The 14,477-nt window shown below is 42.8% G+C and carries 16 protein-coding genes; 5 read left to right on the top strand and 11 right to left on the bottom strand.

From position 1 onward, the window contains the following. Positions 1 to 283: 283 nt before the first annotated feature. Genes D908_RS14920 through D908_RS14930 form a run of 3 tightly spaced genes read left to right on the top strand, consistent with a single transcriptional unit; the run spans position 284 to position 2,535 of the window. Positions 284 to 1,090, top strand: a complete 807-nt coding sequence (locus D908_RS14920; protein WP_001058039.1) for a hypothetical protein — start codon at positions 284 to 286, stop codon at positions 1,088 to 1,090. Beyond that, positions 1,083 to 1,874, top strand: a complete 792-nt coding sequence (locus D908_RS14925; RefSeq protein WP_005523031.1) for a glucosaminidase domain-containing protein — start codon at positions 1,083 to 1,085, stop codon at positions 1,872 to 1,874. Before D908_RS14920 ends, D908_RS14925 begins: the two co-directional genes overlap by 8 nt. 1 nt (position 1,875) lies before the next feature. Then, the gene (locus D908_RS14930) at positions 1,876 to 2,535 is read left to right on the top strand and encodes a DUF2987 domain-containing protein (protein WP_005523029.1); all 660 of its coding nucleotides are present in this window, start codon (positions 1,876 to 1,878) and stop codon (positions 2,533 to 2,535) included. 71 nt (positions 2,536 to 2,606) lie between these two features. Here the strand turns inward: D908_RS14930 and ttcA are convergent, their stop codons facing one another. The 11 genes from ttcA to ccoN all read right to left on the bottom strand — a co-directional run bounded on the left by ttcA (position 2,607) and on the right by ccoN (position 12,584). Next, complete coding sequence (gene ttcA / locus D908_RS14935; RefSeq protein WP_005523027.1) at positions 2,607 to 3,539, bottom strand: tRNA 2-thiocytidine(32) synthetase TtcA; 933 nt, start codon at positions 3,537 to 3,539, stop codon at positions 2,607 to 2,609. A gap of 127 nt (positions 3,540 to 3,666) precedes the next feature. Next, a complete protein-coding gene (gene uspE / locus D908_RS14940; protein WP_000029908.1) occupies positions 3,667 to 4,614 on the bottom strand; it encodes a universal stress protein UspE in 948 nt (315 codons plus the stop codon). A 129-nt stretch (positions 4,615 to 4,743) separates the two neighbouring features. Next, on the bottom strand, positions 4,744 to 5,496 hold the full coding sequence (locus tag D908_RS14945) for an FNR family transcription factor (protein WP_000622578.1): 753 nt from the start codon (positions 5,494 to 5,496) through the stop codon (positions 4,744 to 4,746). Between the two features lie 89 nt (positions 5,497 to 5,585). After that, the gene (locus D908_RS14950; RefSeq protein WP_000074286.1) at positions 5,586 to 6,260 is read right to left on the bottom strand and encodes a sulfite exporter TauE/SafE family protein; all 675 of its coding nucleotides are present in this window, start codon (positions 6,258 to 6,260) and stop codon (positions 5,586 to 5,588) included. After that, positions 6,257 to 6,421, bottom strand: coding sequence for a cbb3-type cytochrome oxidase assembly protein CcoS (ccoS, locus tag D908_RS14955; RefSeq protein WP_000445303.1), 165 nt, complete (start codon positions 6,419 to 6,421; stop codon positions 6,257 to 6,259). Before ccoS ends, D908_RS14950 begins: the two co-directional genes overlap by 4 nt. Before the next feature lie 2 nt (positions 6,422 to 6,423). Continuing rightward, positions 6,424 to 8,796 carry a heavy metal translocating P-type ATPase gene (locus tag D908_RS14960; protein ID WP_005523024.1) on the bottom strand — a complete coding sequence of 791 codons (2,373 nt, stop codon included), beginning with the start codon at positions 8,794 to 8,796 and terminating at the stop codon, positions 6,424 to 6,426. A 4-nt stretch (positions 8,797 to 8,800) separates the two neighbouring features. Beyond that, positions 8,801 to 9,277 carry a FixH family protein gene (locus D908_RS14965; RefSeq protein WP_005523022.1) on the bottom strand — a complete coding sequence of 159 codons (477 nt, stop codon included), beginning with the start codon at positions 9,275 to 9,277 and terminating at the stop codon, positions 8,801 to 8,803. 81 nt (positions 9,278 to 9,358) lie between these two features. Further along, positions 9,359 to 10,339, bottom strand: coding sequence for a cytochrome-c oxidase, cbb3-type subunit III (gene ccoP, locus D908_RS14970; protein WP_005523020.1), 981 nt, complete (start codon positions 10,337 to 10,339; stop codon positions 9,359 to 9,361). A gap of 7 nt (positions 10,340 to 10,346) precedes the next feature. Then, positions 10,347 to 10,511, bottom strand: a complete 165-nt coding sequence (locus D908_RS14975) for a CcoQ/FixQ family Cbb3-type cytochrome c oxidase assembly chaperone (RefSeq protein ID WP_000351116.1) — start codon at positions 10,509 to 10,511, stop codon at positions 10,347 to 10,349. 11 nt (positions 10,512 to 10,522) lie between these two features. Beyond that, a complete protein-coding gene (ccoO, locus tag D908_RS14980; protein ID WP_000097776.1) occupies positions 10,523 to 11,143 on the bottom strand; it encodes a cytochrome-c oxidase, cbb3-type subunit II in 621 nt (206 codons plus the stop codon). 13 nt (positions 11,144 to 11,156) lie between these two features. Continuing rightward, entirely contained in the window at positions 11,157 to 12,584 is a 1,428-nt protein-coding gene (ccoN, locus tag D908_RS14985) for a cytochrome-c oxidase, cbb3-type subunit I (protein WP_000076725.1), read from the bottom strand. Positions 12,585 to 12,842: 258 nt separating this feature from the next. On the opposite strand from ccoN, the gene D908_RS21410 reads away from it, so the two are divergent. Together D908_RS21410 and D908_RS14995 are read left to right on the top strand one after the other, a co-directional pair. Then, the gene (locus D908_RS21410) at positions 12,843 to 13,193 is read left to right on the top strand and encodes a hypothetical protein (protein WP_005523018.1); all 351 of its coding nucleotides are present in this window, start codon (positions 12,843 to 12,845) and stop codon (positions 13,191 to 13,193) included. Between the two features lie 166 nt (positions 13,194 to 13,359). Then, positions 13,360 to 14,475: an FIST signal transduction protein gene (locus D908_RS14995; RefSeq protein ID WP_167733103.1), complete on the top strand. Its 1,116-nt coding sequence runs from the start codon at positions 13,360 to 13,362 to the stop codon at positions 14,473 to 14,475. Positions 14,476 to 14,477: the final 2 nt, after the last annotated feature.

The following is a 14,477-nucleotide window of genomic DNA, read 5'->3' as shown; positions in this document are numbered from 1 at the left end:
AACAAAAATAAGGGGCGCATCATAAACACCAAGAGCACGATTTCAAAGTCTTTTTCTTATCTTGAAACATAAAAATTTTTGCCAGTTTAAATCCACTTTATCTAGCATACTGATTTTGCTTAACTCTTAATGCTATCAAGCGGTTAATTATCAATCATATCGACAAGAATGCAAGACAGATTGGTAATCAGATTTTAGCCTGAGCTGCATTTCAGTATAATGAACGCAATTTTCACGTCGAAGCGTGACGTTATCCGCGCATTTGACCGAACTAGGGTAATTTATGAATAACGATATCGAAAGAGAGTTCAATCTTGGCGGCTCGATAGAAAAAGCCTTATCGGGAAGTTATGAATTAAAAGTGGGTGATGTACTAAAGGAAGCTTGGGGCATTACAGTAAAACACTTTATTAATTTCACACCTGCCATTTTTGCGCTGATCTTAGTGCAATTGGCAATCTTCTATTTTGCATTCAAATTGCAGATCGGCGATCTCTCGGTGATTTTATCCGTGTTTGAAGACGGTGGAACATTGCCAGAAGGGCTTATTCAAGCCATGTTCATCGCTAATTTCAGTTATGAAGTGATCAGTGCTCCGATCTATGCAGGGATCAGCCTAATGGCGATGAGTCATGCGGCAGGGCTTAAAACCCAAACGCGACATATCAGCAAAGGCCTACAATTTACCATTCCTGTCATTCTGGCCACGTTATTTAGTTTATTGTTACAAGGTGTGGCAGGAATGATTTTGCCGTTCCTTTCTATGTATTTGTCGATTGCTTTCAGTAACTCGCTGTTACTTATTTGTGAAAAGAAAGTACCACCGATGCAATCTTTACTGCTGTCACTAAGAGCCGTGAATAAGAAAATTTTCCCGCTGATCGCAATTTACTCGGTCTTAATGGTGCTGTTTATGATGGCCGTCTTCTTATACGGCATCGGTTTAGTGCTATTTTTGCCATTCTTTTTCCATGTTAAAGGCATCATCTACCGTAATATGTTCGGCATTCGCCTGAAAATTATTGCGACGGATCAACCACATTCTGACCAGCAAGATAGCAACAAATCATCCGGAGTATTTGATGCGTAATGGGTTAATCTGGCTGGTTATTATTGCTATCGCGGTTTTTGGGGTTTATCGATTTGAAAAGCAGAAAAGACCACAAAAGCTTCCCTTGATGAGAGGTGAAGTGGTGGGGCAAGCTCCTGACTTTGCATCGATGAGTGATATTTCAGAAAGAAAAGAAGCGTTTTTTAGTTTTCTTAAACCCGGTGTGATGTATGAGAACTCGCGGATTTTACAAGAGCGCGCGTTACTTAAACGTATCAAGAAAGACTTCGCAGATGGCCAACTATCCTCGAAGAATTTAGTGCAGGCTGAGCGTTTGGCAAGTGCATACTCATTCGAGTTAAAAGATGGCAATGTTGATGCCGTATGGATAAAAGAGATGTTACATCGGGTTGATGTGATTCCTGAGGCGTTAGTGCTCACACAAGCCGCCAATGAATCGGCGTGGGGTACATCAAGATTTGCTCGAGAAGCGAATAACTATTTTGGTCAGTGGTGCTATAACTCGGGATGCGGTTTGGTTCCTCTAGAACGCGCGCCAGGTGCTACACATGAGGTTGCCAAATTCGACTCAGTTCAAGACTCCATTCTTGGCTACTTTATGAATGTGAATCGCAACGCGGCTTATCAAGACTTGCGTGAAATACGTTTTCAACTTCGCCAAAAGAAGAAGAATCCCATCAGTGATGAAAGCGCTTTTGCTATGAGTAACGGTCTTTTGAAATACTCAGAGCGTGGGGAAGCGTACGTACAAGACTTACAAGCCATGATGTCGGCGAATCAAAAATATTGGAATGATAACTAAAATGAAATCAAAATCTTACCTCCTACTCGCTTCTTTAGCTTTAACTATAAGCACACCTGTAATGGCTCAACAGTACATGTTTACCTACAGTAAGTTGTTTTCTCAGATGAAAAGCAACACGAAAGAAGATCACCCTGATGTGAAAATGGGTATTTTCTTTATTGATGCACAGAGCAAACAAAACTGCGTGATTGAAAAAGCGTGGATGGAAAAAGAAGAGCATTATGAAGAGTTGAAAACAGGGCCGGGTTATGAGCTTTTAGTCCCATTGGATAACAATCTGCGACAAGCGAACCCTCTGGTGTTTGTTGATACACCTCAAGATAAGCGCTGTGATTTTTCTATGGTGGTGATGGCTAAAAAGCCGTTTGAAGGCAAAGTCGCTTACCAAGAAGTGGAAGTGTTGTTACCGCAGATGCAAGCCATGCTTGAACAACTCGGCGGTATGTTTGCAAGTTGGTTTACTCCGGCAGTTGAAGGTGTCACGTTGGAGTTTTCACCAGAAACAGAAGGGGTTATTACCTTGAGTAACGGGCAAACGGTGGCGATTGTGAATCACAAAGCTCAAGTAGCTCTATCTCAAATTGGTCCAGATGGTTGGATGGAATTACCTGCCCCTACCTTACGAGTACTGCCGTATTTACCTAAGGCGAAAAAATAAACGCATATTTTCTAGCGTACATAAAACAAAGGCTGCCTAAGGGCAGCCTTTGTTATTAGTCGGACTTTCGGTTAGAGATTGGTGACATTTAACTGGAGTGCAGGATCGAACTCCACGACCAAATCTTCATCTTCAACCACTTGTGGTGCAATTTCTTCTTTATCGAAACCAATATCACCACCATTGATGACGCCAGAATCTTTATTGATTGACTTAAAATCAAACAATGCGAAATCGGCTAGATGACTTGGTACCACGTTCTGCATTGCTCTGAACATGGTTTCAATGCGGCCAGGGAAACGCTTATCCCAATCGTTGAGCATTTGTTTTACAGCTTGACGCTGCAAGTTAGGCTGTGAACCACATAGATTACAAGGAATGATAGGGTAGCCGCGCATGTCTGAATATTTAATGATGTCTTTTTCGCGACAATAAGCGAGTGGACGAATAACAACATGTTCACCGTTGTCAGAAACCAATTTAGGTGGCATGCCTTTCATTTTTCCGCCGTAGAACATATTCAGAAACAGAGTTTCTAGGATGTCATCACGGTGATGGCCCAACGCAATTTTAGTTGCACCTAGTTCTTTAGCAGTACGATATAAAATGCCGCGACGTAGTCGAGAACAAAGTGCACATGTCGTTTTACCTTCTGGAACCTTGTCTTGAACGATGGAGTAGGTGTCTTCCTCTACAATTTTGTATTCAACACCCAAGCTTTCCAAATATTCAGGTAATACGTGAGCTGGAAATCCCGGTTGCTTTTGATCAAGATTGACAGCAACGAGTTCAAAAGAGATAGGCGCACTTTTTTGTAAGCTCATCAAAATATCCAGCATGGTAAAACTGTCTTTACCACCGGACAGGCACACCATAATGCGGTCACCATCTTCAATCATATTGAAATCGGCAATTGCTTGACCGGTATTACGACGAATACGCTTTTGCAACTTGTTGAAATTGTATTGTTGAGCTTTGGTCAACTCTTGAGTTTGCGCTGTCATTGCTTGGTATCTTAAATCTCGAAACAAAATGAAGTGCGTATGATACGGATAAATAAACGAGATGCTAGATCTATAGCGTGAAGAGATAAAAAATCCCTGCCAATAAGGCAGGGATTAAGAGTTAGACTCAGATTGCAGTTTGCGGATCGAGGGGGCTGACATAACCATTAGGTTTTAGTGCAAGAACATCACAATTGATTTTATCGATAACATGTTCAGCTGTGTTGCCGATAAATACGGCTGAGAGTCCAGTTCTACCTGTTGTACCCAAAATTACCATAGCGGCATTAAGCTGTTTTGCCGCTTCCGGTATGACATCTTCAGGTAATCCTTGTTGCACAATGGTTTGTTCTTCACTTAAACCATGTTTTTGACGCAGAGCTTTCATCGCAGTGAGGTGATGTCCACGAACTGCATCTGTATAAGTGGTCGGATCAAACTCTGGCAGTTCGATGGTAATGTTAGCCGGAGTTACTGGATAGGCGTTGACCAAATAAGGGTTCGCCCCTAGGCGCTGGCTTAGGTTAAGCAATTGATCAACCATGCGGTCGTTTAAATCTATGTGTGTGTCAACCTCTGAACCCACATGTACAGAAGCGATAATGTTGGCATTTTCTGGCCAGTCAGCATTTTTTACTAATAAGACAGGTGTTGGGCATTTACGCATTAGATGCCAGTCGGTTGGAGTAAAAATAACGGACTCCAACATGTCGTGCTTACGTGTAGCTTTGATCAGGATATCGTGTTCGCCAGCAAATATTTCACCAATGATTGCTTCATAGGGGCGGTTGTGCCACACCACCTTGATCTCAAACTGAACAGATTTATCGATGTAAGGTTCTGCAATAGAACGCATCCACTGTTCCCGTTGATGGATAACTCCTTTACGCATGGCATCACGCTCTTCAAATGAAAGCATGGAAGTCATGTCGTAAGAAAAATCATATATAGACAGGAAGAAAGTTACGTGGCTGGTTGAGGTGCTTTTTTGCGCCAGTTGCATTGCCCGAGCTAAAGCAGGTTGTTCATCATGGTTGATGTCGGCCACGACAAGAATTTTACTGTATATGCTCATGAGAAACTCCTTGTTCAGTGAGGAGGTTTGTTAGCTTTACTTTAGCTTAGTTATGAGCAGAGTTTTAGCAAAAAGAGTAGGTATTTAGAAGAAGTATGATGTAGCTCATTAAGAGCTACATCATTGAAGTTATTTAGTTTCTTTTGAAACGCCAGCTAATTCCATCAATTCCGCATGATTGAGAATGGTGATGTATTTGCCTTTAACACTAAGGATTTCTGATTTTTGGAAGCGACCTAACAAGCGGCTGATAGTCTCAACCGTGAGTCCAAGGTAGTTACCAATATCACCACGAGTCATAGTGAGGCGGAACTCACGAGGGCTGAAACCACGCTGAGAAAAACGAGTAGAAAGGTTGTATAAGAATGCCGCTAGACGCTCTTCTGCATTTTTCTTTGATAGCAACAGGATCATTTCCTGATCGCCTTTAATTTCGCTACTCATCAAACGCATGATTTGCTGACGAAGCTTTGGCATTTTACCAGAAAGGTCATCGAGAATTTCATATGGAATTTCGCAAACCATTGAGGTTTCAAGCGCTTGAGCAAAGCTTGGGTGCTGATCTTCAGTAATGGCATCAAATCCCACCAAATCACCCGCTAAGTGGAATGCAGTGATCTGCTCATCCCCTTGTTCAGTGATGGTGTAGCTTTTAATGGTGCCAGAACGAATGGCATAGAGAGAGCGTAGCTCGTCACCAGCTTTGAACAGCTCCTGACCTTTCTGAATCGGTTTTTTACGCTCGATGATCTGGTCAAGCTGATCAAGCTCAGACTCATTCAAGGTAAAAGGGATACACAGTTGGCTAATACTGCAATCTTGACAGTGAATAGCACAACCACCCGATTGAATGCGCTTCGCAGCAGGCTTTTCGGAAATCATAACAACCTTTCACTAATTGATGTACGTCAATATTTTAGCATCGCTTAACCCTAAAGGGTAGTTAAAATAAATCAGCAATAACTAAACCATCAACCGAGATTAACCATAAGCTTTATGGCGTCATAAGCTGTGTATACACCATAGGCAATTAACAATAACGCTGCACATTGGCGGAAAAAAATTGAATTTTGCCAATGTATTAACTTATTTGCTCCCCAGCCACTTACCAACATAGCGGGTAGGGTTCCTAGACCAAAAGCCAGCATGATCAACGCACCTTGAGAGAAACCTCCAGCCACTGCTGACCAAGTCAGCATGGAGTAAACCAATCCACAAGGAAGCCAGCCCCAAATCAATCCAAAAGGCAAAGCATGCCACTGCTTTTTCAGTGGTAAAAGTGATTTGCCTAGCGGGGAAATCAATGGCCATAGCTTCTGGCCGATTTTTTCAAGGCGAAGTAAGCCAAACCACCAACGGCCTATATAGAGGCCTAACACAATCATTAACATAGCCGCAATGATTCTGAGCCATACTAATGCTGACTGAAGATCGATCAAACCAGTAATAGAAGAGGTAATTCCCCCTACAATTCCGCCAATCAGTGCATAACTGAGTAACCGACCCAAATTGTAGTAGAGCAATAAAACAGGAGAGCTTTTAGGTTGATTGAGGGTTAATAGGGTACTTATACCACCGCACATTCCAAGGCAATGGCCAGCACCGAGTAACCCTACAATCCAAGCACCCAAGTAATCAGGGCTCACTGCTTATCCTTATTCTGCTTTTCATCGTCTTCAAACAAAATATTATGTCCTTGCCGTTCAAGATCTTCGAATTGCTCACTTTTCACCGCCCATAGGAAAATTCCAACCGCGACACAAACCAGCACGATGGCAATGGGAATGAGCAAATATAAGCTTTCCATATCTATCTCCCTTGCTTCTTAAGCAAACGAAGTGAATTGGTGACGACAATTATCGAACTTCCGGACATTCCCACAACTGCAATATAAGGCGCCACTAATCCAGCAACAGCGAGAGGCAAAATCAGCAAGTTATAACCTAATGACCAAGCAAGGTTTTCGCGAATGATTTTACGCGTTTTGATGGCTAATGTTCTGGCTTCAAGTAATTTGTCTAAACGGTCGCCAATCAGCACCATATCGGCAGAAGCTTTTGCGACATCAGTACCACCACCCATGGCTACCGAGATATGTGCACCTGCAAGAGTCGGAGCATCATTAATTCCATCACCAACCATCATAGTGACATCGGTTTTATTTAGCTCTCGTAGATAGGCTAGCTTGTCTTCTGGTTTTGCTTGGGCGACAACCTTATCGATTTGCATCTCTTTCGCAACGCTTTGTGCATTGGTTTGTGAGTCTCCCGTCAATAAGGTTATTTTTATTCCCGCTTCATGAAACTTATTGATGAAATCTTTGGCTTCTTTGCGAATCGGATCTCGATAATGGAAAGTGGCGATATGCTGATTATCTAAAGATAAGAACACGCAGTTTGTTGCAGTGTCGTTCTTAGAGTTCAACACAAACTCGGCACTACCAATTTTGATTGTTTGATTTTGGAAAATACCCTCAATCCCGCTACCGATGATGTTCTTTACATCACTTACTTGAACATTGTCTGCTTTGTAACGGCGGAAAGCTTTAGCAATCGGGTGATTAGCATGGCTCTCAAGCTCAGCGGCAATGCTCAAACATTCTTGTTTGGTTAATTGCGCAAAAGTTTCTACAGAGCTGATTTCAATATTGCCATGAGTGAGGGTGCCTGTTTTGTCGATAACTAAGTGATTGACTTTACAGAGTGTTTCAAAAACATGATTTTTCCGCAGCATCACACCAACACTGCCCATACTAGAGGTAGCGCAGGTTAATGCTGTCGGGGTCGCGAGTGATAAAGCGCAAGGGCAGGTTGCCACTAAGACGGAGAGCATGATCCAAAATGCATCTTCAGGACGAACTTGATGCCAAAATAACCAGGTTCCTGCAGCGATCACTAGGATAATTGCAACGAAATAGCGTGCGACGATATCGGCGATTTCGGCAATTTTGGGTTTTGAAGATTGCGCATCATCTTGAAGCCTGACGATGTTAGAAATGACAGAATCAGCTTTAGAGGCTGTCACACGCAAATCAAATGATTCATCGCCGTTAAGGGTTCCAGCGAACACTTGATCACCGTCGCTCTTTACTACAGGCAAAGATTCACCCGTGAGCATGGATTCATCAATATGAACTCGACCATGCATTATCTCCCCATCGGCGGGGATATGTTCACCAGGAAGAACGCGTACACAATCTCTTGGTTTGAGTGTTTTTACTGGAACTTGTTTACCATCCAAAGTGGTGGCAATAGCAGGAATAAGCTTGAGTAGATTACCGCTGGCCGCAGCAGCTTTTCGTCTAGCTCGCATTTCGAGAAAACGACCAACCAAGAGGAAGAAGGTGAACATGGAAATCGATTCAAAGAAAACTTCTCCCTTTTCAGTAATCGTTGCGACCAAGCTTGCCACATAAGCAAAAATTAGTGCCAATGATACTGGCACATCCATACCTAAGGTTCGGCCACGAATACTACGCCATGCATTGAGATAAAAGGGTAAAGCCGAATAAAGCAGAACCGGTGTGGCAAAAATTAAGCTCACCCAGCGAAAATAGTTTTTAAATTCAGCATCCAGGTCACCGAAAGCTTCTAGATAGAGTGCCACTGCCAGCATCATGACTTGCATGCTGGCTAGCCCCGCAATCCCCAAACGGTACAGATAAGTCTTCATGGCATCGTGATACTGTGCTTCATGCTTATCTGCTTCAAAAGGTGCCGCTTTATAGCCCAATTTATGGATCTGAGCTAAGACATGACTCAATTGTGTTTTTGAACGATTCCAACTAAGTAATGCGCGGTTGGTTGTTGTGTTAACTCGAATGGAAACGACGCCGGGTTCAGTATGCAGTTGTTTCTCTATTAACCACGCACAAGCCGCACAAGAGACACCATCAAGTGACAATGTCACCTCTGAGCAATCTTCTTTGTTGCGTACAAACTCGGCTTGAACATCGGTATTGTCGTAATGAATCAAAGCTTTCAGTTGTTCCGGGACCAACTCTACTTTTTCGGCGGGAGCTGTACGGAACTGATAATAAGAGACCAAGCCACTATCGACTATCGTTTGAGCGACGGTTTGACAGCCCGGGCAACACATTTCACGGTTTTCGCCCAAGATATCAACGCTAAAGTTCGTGTTGGCTGGTACATCTTCACCACAGTGATAACACGTTTTGTTCATGATCTTAATTCATTAATGATGTTGAAGAAGAGGGGAAAGTAACGCGACCTTGAAGGAGCCATTGGCCATCATGAGGAGTCAACTCGATGAACCAAGGGCCTTGCAACTCACTATCCAGTTTCACACGGTAAACACCTTTTGCATCGGCGGTAATGAGTTGTGAGAAGTCTCGGTCAGGCAGTGTACGATGCGCAAACATAGCTTGAATTGCCGGAAAATGCGTCAGTTGACCTTTATCAAATACAATGATCACTGTGCTACCTTCAGAGTGTACCGTCGCTTGTAGGCCTAACTCTTTCGCTACATTGATTTTAGTGAGGTCGATATTGATGCCTTTGCCTTTTTTATAGTAATCCTCAGTGACTAACGAAACTGAGTTATTTGCAAATACGATAACGGTAACAACCGTCCAAATGACAACCGTGAGTGGAAGAATAATCAGAAACCACGGCCAGAATTGCTTATACCAAGGCTTTACCATAAAAAAGTTCTCAACAACGGGGGAAATAGGCTAGAAAATATAAGAAAGACAGCCCCTTGGAAAGGGGCTGTTATTAGAATGTTACTTATTCTCTGAGTTGCTTAAGCTCCATACGTAAGCAGCAACCAATTGAACCTTATCTTCACCTAAGATATCGATCCAAGCGGGCATGACACCAGAGCGACCGTTCATCACAGTCTCTGTTACATCGGCACGTGAGTCACCGAATAGCCAGTCATTATCCGTTAGGTTAGGTGCACCAAAGGCTGGGTTACCTTTACCGTCTGTACCGTGACACGCAGAGCAAACTGCAAAGCGAGTTTTACCTGCTTCCGCTTCTTTTGCATTAACAGAACGACCAGATAGGCTCAATGTGTAACTCACAACTTCTTGTACACCTTGTTCGCCTAGAATGTCTTTCCATGCAGGCATTTGGCCGATACGACCATGACGAATCGTAGTTACGATCGCTTGTGGTTCACCACCGTAAAGCCACGCATTGTCAGTCAGGTTAGGGAATCCTCTCTGACCACGAGCATCAGACCCGTGACATTGAGAACAGTTCTGTAAGAACAGACGCTGACCAACTTTGAGTGCATCACTATCTGCTGCGATCTCTGGGATTTCGCGTAGGTTAGTGGTGCCATCTTGGTAAGCTAAACGTTTAAAGGCTTCTCCGTAATAGGCTTCCGCATCATCCAGTTCTTTTGAGTATTGAACAAGCTGCTTGTTTTGCTGCGCTGCAGCGATCGAAGCACGTGATTCCTCAATAGAACGTACGGTTTGGTCTGAACTTTGCCAGCCGAGAACGCCTTTAAAGCTGCCCAAACCTGGGTAAAGGGTTAAATAAATGGCTGCAAAAATGAAAGTACCAATAAATAGATAGGTCCACCATTTTGGCAACGGGTTGTTCAGTTCGCGAATACCATCGTACTCGTGGCCCATGTCAACGCCTTCTTCAACTCCCATTTTGTCTTTCAGACACCAAACGAGCAGAATAGCGCAACCTAGCAAAGTACCAACGGTAATAACGATGATCCAAAGACTCCAGAATGTAGTCATTACTTAGTCACTCCTTGTTTTTAGAGGTATTTTGCTCTTCATCGGCGAAGATAAGATTGGCTGCTTCATCAAAACGCGCTTTACGTTTTTTGCCATAAGCCCACCACACCACGCCTATAAAGCACATGAACAGCACTATGGTCCAAATACTGTGAATAGTACCGATATCCATAATTACCTCTGTTATTTCATTGCATGACCAAGAGACTGAAGATAAGCAATGATGGCATCCATCTCTGTTTTACCTTCTACATCTTTTGTCGCGTTTGCGATTTGTTCATCTGTGTACGGAACACCAAACTGATCACGGAACAACGTCATTTTTTGTTGAGTGTACTTACCGTCCAGAGTGTTTTTTGCCAGCCATGGGAATGCAGGCATATTTGACTCAGGGACAAGCTCACGCGGGTTCAATAAGTGAACACGGTGCCATTCATCTGAATAACGACCGCCAACACGAGCTAAGTCAGGACCAGTACGCTTAGAGCCCCACAAAAATGGGTGTTCCCAAACACTTTCACCGGCAACAGAGTAATGACCATAACGTTCAGTTTCAGAACGGAATGGGCGAATCATCTGACTGTGACAAACGTTACAACCTTCACGGATATAAATATCACGACCTTCTAGTTGTAATGCGGTGTAAGGTTTAAGGTTCTGTACCTCTTCCGTAGTTTGTTTCTGGAAAATCAAAGGGGTGATTTCGACAAGCGCGCCCCAACTGATTGCAAAAACAATGAAAATGGCCAATAAGCCGACATTACGCTCAAGTAGTTCATGGCGATTATTAGAATTAGAACTCATTGCTTAATTCTCCTTATGCCGGCTGCACAATAGCTTTTAGGCTATTTTTAGGTGCAGAAATTGTCTTATAGGCGTTGTATGCCATCAGGAACATCCCAGACAAGAAGATGAAACCACCAATGAAGCGTACTGTATAGAATGGGTATGATGCCTGAACTGACTCTACGAAGCTGTAAGTCAGTGTGCCGTCAGAGTTAACTGCACGCCACATCAAGCCTTGCATTACGCCTGAAATCCACATTGCGACGATATACAGCACGGTACCAATCGTTGCTAACCAGAAGTGAGCATTGATCAGACTTACAGAATACATGCGCTCTTGTCCAAATAGACGTGGGATAAGATGGTAAACAGAACCAATCGATACCATAGCTACCCAACCTAGAGCACCAGAGTGAACGTGACCAATCGTCCAGTCGGTGTAGTGGGATAGAGCATTGACGGTTTTAATCGACATCATTGGGCCTTCAAAGGTAGACATACCATAGAAAGACAGAGATACGATTAAGAAACGAAGGATAGGGTCATAACGTAATTTATGCCATGCTCCAGAAAGAGTCATGATACCGTTGATCATCCCGCCCCAAGATGGAGCAAACAACACTAAAGACATCACCATACCCAGTGATTGTGTCCAATCAGGTAGAGCTGTGTAATGTAAGTGGTGTGGACCTGCCCAAATATATAGAGAGATCAAAGCCCAAAAGTGAACGATAGACAGACGGTAAGAGTAGACTGGGCGTTCAGCTTGTTTCGGGACAAAATAATACATCATACCAAGGAAGCCTGCAGTGAGCAGAAAACCTACGGCGTTGTGGCCATACCACCATTGCACCATTGCATCGACGGCACCTGCATAGATTGAGTAAGATTTACCCATTGATACAGGTAGCGCCATACTATTAACGATATGTAAAATAGCAACCGTAATAATAAAGGCACCGAAGAACCAGTTTGCAACGTAAATATGAGAGGTTTTACGTTTAACTAAAGTTCCAAAGAACACAACCGCGTAAGCGACCCAAACCGCTGCGATGGCAATATCAATTGGCCATTCCAATTCCGCATACTCTTTACCAGAGGTATAACCCAAAGGCAAAGTGATTGCAGCGGAAACGATGATGGCTTGCCATCCCCAAAACGTAAAGGGAACCAACGGTCCACCGAACAGACGAGTTTGGCAGGTACGCTGAACAACATAATATGATGTTGCAAACAGGGCACTAGTACCAAACGCAAAAATTACCGCATTAGTATGCAGAGGACGTAAGCGACTATACGTCAACCACGGCGTATCAAAGTTTAGCTGTGGCCAAACTAATTGAGCGGCAATCAAAACCCCTACAGCCATACCGACGATACCCCAGAGAATTGTCACAAGGGTAAATTGGCGGACCACGGTATAGTTGTAGTTTTGTTCAAGCTGCTTTTCTTGGCTCATTTGCATGCTTCCAATGTTTAATTAACTACACTTTTACTTCCAACACGACTTTCGTCGTAATGCCACCCAAATCCACAATAAAAACAATGACATCTAAAATGTTAATTCTTATTGCTGACTTTATAAAAAAGTGGCATTTTCAACGTATAACTATACTTCAATTAACAATTCAATGACAGTGTAGTAACCTTACACTCAATCAGGTTTTGGCCTTTTATTTCAAAAATTTGAAGTTTGTTACACGAGGAACCCGCATTCATGGCAGTAGGAAAATTAACAAAAGGTCGACTTGTTCAAATCCTAATCACATTGTCGGTTTTGATCAGCGCATTTATATGGCGAACTTTCACATACGAGAGTGATATCGCTGTGACTTGTCGAATAGATAAACCTTGCCAACTTCGTGTTGACGGTGAATTAGTGACAGTGTCTCGAAAAGAAAGTGCGGCCTATTACACTTTTTCGCCATGGGATGAGCACTGGGAAGTAGAAGTTAATGGTAAAACTGAGTTTCAAGCTGGAATGTTGCTGCTCTTTCCCAATGATGAACCACGAATAGACCTTAAAATTGACCGGAACATCACACTAAAATTGATTGGTGCGCCATAGAATTGTCATTGAAAAATTAAACCATAGATTGACGCTATTTAAACGCATGATTATGTCGGGTATAAAGAGCGCCATGTAGCGTAAGAATATTTGTTTAATGCGGCTAAAAACAACCGTTTCCACTCAAACAGATCTCAAATCTTGTCTCCATGAGCTTCAAAAAGCGATGGAGTGTAGTGATTTATCCAATCTAGTCTGCTACTTCACGCAGGAATATGATGCAAAGCAATTAGCCGAAGCATTGACTGAAGCTTTTCCAAACATTCCAATTATTGGTTGTTCATCATGCCGAGGGGTAATGACACAGGATGGTTATTTCCCCAATCCGGCGGTTGGTCTGATGGGGATTTATGATCAGTCGAATGCAGGGTACGGAAGTGCTTTAATTAATCTCCACGATCAAGCCCCAATTTCATCGCTTATCGATCAAGCTATTGATAACGCATTAGAAAGTGCTAATCGAACAGGGGAGTTACCGAGTCTTGTTCTTTTACACGCGACACCAGGTATGGAAGAGGTGTTGATCGAAAGTATTGATTGTAAATTTGGTTCTCAAGTTCCCATTATCGGTGGCAGTGCGGCAGATAACTACATCAATCAAAATTGGTCGATCTTCACTGAACAAGGAATGACAAATAAAGGTGTTGCGCTTCAAGTAATGTTTCCATCACAGTCAGTATTTAGTGGGTTCAGTGCAGGATATTCGCCAACGGAATTCTCTGGAGTAATTACAAAAGCGAATGGACGAGTGATTGAAGAAATAGATCATGAATCTGCAAGTGAATTATACAAAGAGTGGGTTGGAGATCATTCTGGCATTCAGATAGCTGAGCAATATGTTTTTGATCATGTCACACGCTTTCCTTTAGGGCGAATAGTCGGAAAACATCAAGGCTCTCCACAATATAAATTGACGCATCCTGTGAGACGCACTCAAGACGGTGGTCTAGAAGTTTTTGCAAATGTTGAAGTGGGGGAGCAGATCAGTTTGATGACGGGATCTCAAAATCAACTCATTGAACGCGTATCTCGCGTTATCCAAGAAGCCTGTTATAAACGTTATCAAGACCGAGCTCATTTTGGTTCATTAACGATATTCTGCGCTGGTTCTATGTTACGCCTAGGGAAAGATATACATAAAGTACACAAAAAAATGATAGAGCAACTGAATGGTTGTGATTTTATTTGTCCTTTCACATTTGGTGAACAAGGTCGATTTGTTAATGGTGAAAATGCACATGGTAATTTAATGATTTCTTCTGTTGTATTTTATGAGGCATAAAA

The sequence above is a fragment of the Vibrio mimicus CAIM 602 genome (assembly GCF_000338875.1).
GTDB lineage: Bacteria > Pseudomonadota > Gammaproteobacteria > Enterobacterales > Vibrionaceae > Vibrio > Vibrio mimicus.
The sequence above is the reverse complement of the archived record's forward strand: the minus strand, read 5'-3'. Positions and strand labels throughout refer to the sequence as shown.

What these genes read in the sequence shown, in the direction of transcription:
- D908_RS14920 (WP_001058039.1), top strand. Translation starts at nt 284, where the DNA reads ATGAATAACGATATCGAAAGAGAGTTCAATCTTGGCGGCTCGATAGAA.
- D908_RS14925 (WP_005523031.1), top strand. Translation starts at nt 1,083, where the DNA reads ATGCGTAATGGGTTAATCTGGCTGGTTATTATTGCTATCGCGGTTTTT.
- D908_RS14930 (WP_005523029.1), top strand. Translation starts at nt 1,876, where the DNA reads ATGAAATCAAAATCTTACCTCCTACTCGCTTCTTTAGCTTTAACTATA.
- ttcA (WP_005523027.1), bottom strand. Translation starts at nt 3,539, where the DNA reads ATGACAGCGCAAACTCAAGAGTTGACCAAAGCTCAACAATACAATTTC.
- uspE (WP_000029908.1), bottom strand. Translation starts at nt 4,614, where the DNA reads ATGAGCATATACAGTAAAATTCTTGTCGTGGCCGACATCAACCATGAT.
- D908_RS14945 (WP_000622578.1), bottom strand. Translation starts at nt 5,496, where the DNA reads ATGATTTCCGAAAAGCCTGCTGCGAAGCGCATTCAATCGGGTGGTTGT.
- ccoS (WP_000445303.1), bottom strand. Translation starts at nt 6,421, where the DNA reads ATGGAAAGCTTATATTTGCTCATTCCCATTGCCATCGTGCTGGTTTGT.
- D908_RS14960 (WP_005523024.1), bottom strand. Translation starts at nt 8,796, where the DNA reads ATGAACAAAACGTGTTATCACTGTGGTGAAGATGTACCAGCCAACACG.
- D908_RS14965 (WP_005523022.1), bottom strand. Translation starts at nt 9,277, where the DNA reads ATGGTAAAGCCTTGGTATAAGCAATTCTGGCCGTGGTTTCTGATTATT.
- ccoP (WP_005523020.1), bottom strand. Translation starts at nt 10,339, where the DNA reads ATGACTACATTCTGGAGTCTTTGGATCATCGTTATTACCGTTGGTACT.
- D908_RS14975 (WP_000351116.1), bottom strand. Translation starts at nt 10,511, where the DNA reads ATGGATATCGGTACTATTCACAGTATTTGGACCATAGTGCTGTTCATG.
- ccoO (WP_000097776.1), bottom strand. Translation starts at nt 11,143, where the DNA reads ATGAGTTCTAATTCTAATAATCGCCATGAACTACTTGAGCGTAATGTC.
- ccoN (WP_000076725.1), bottom strand. Translation starts at nt 12,584, where the DNA reads ATGAGCCAAGAAAAGCAGCTTGAACAAAACTACAACTATACCGTGGTC.
- D908_RS21410 (WP_005523018.1), top strand. Translation starts at nt 12,843, where the DNA reads ATGGCAGTAGGAAAATTAACAAAAGGTCGACTTGTTCAAATCCTAATC.
- D908_RS14995 (WP_167733103.1), top strand. Translation starts at nt 13,360, where the DNA reads ATGGAGTGTAGTGATTTATCCAATCTAGTCTGCTACTTCACGCAGGAA.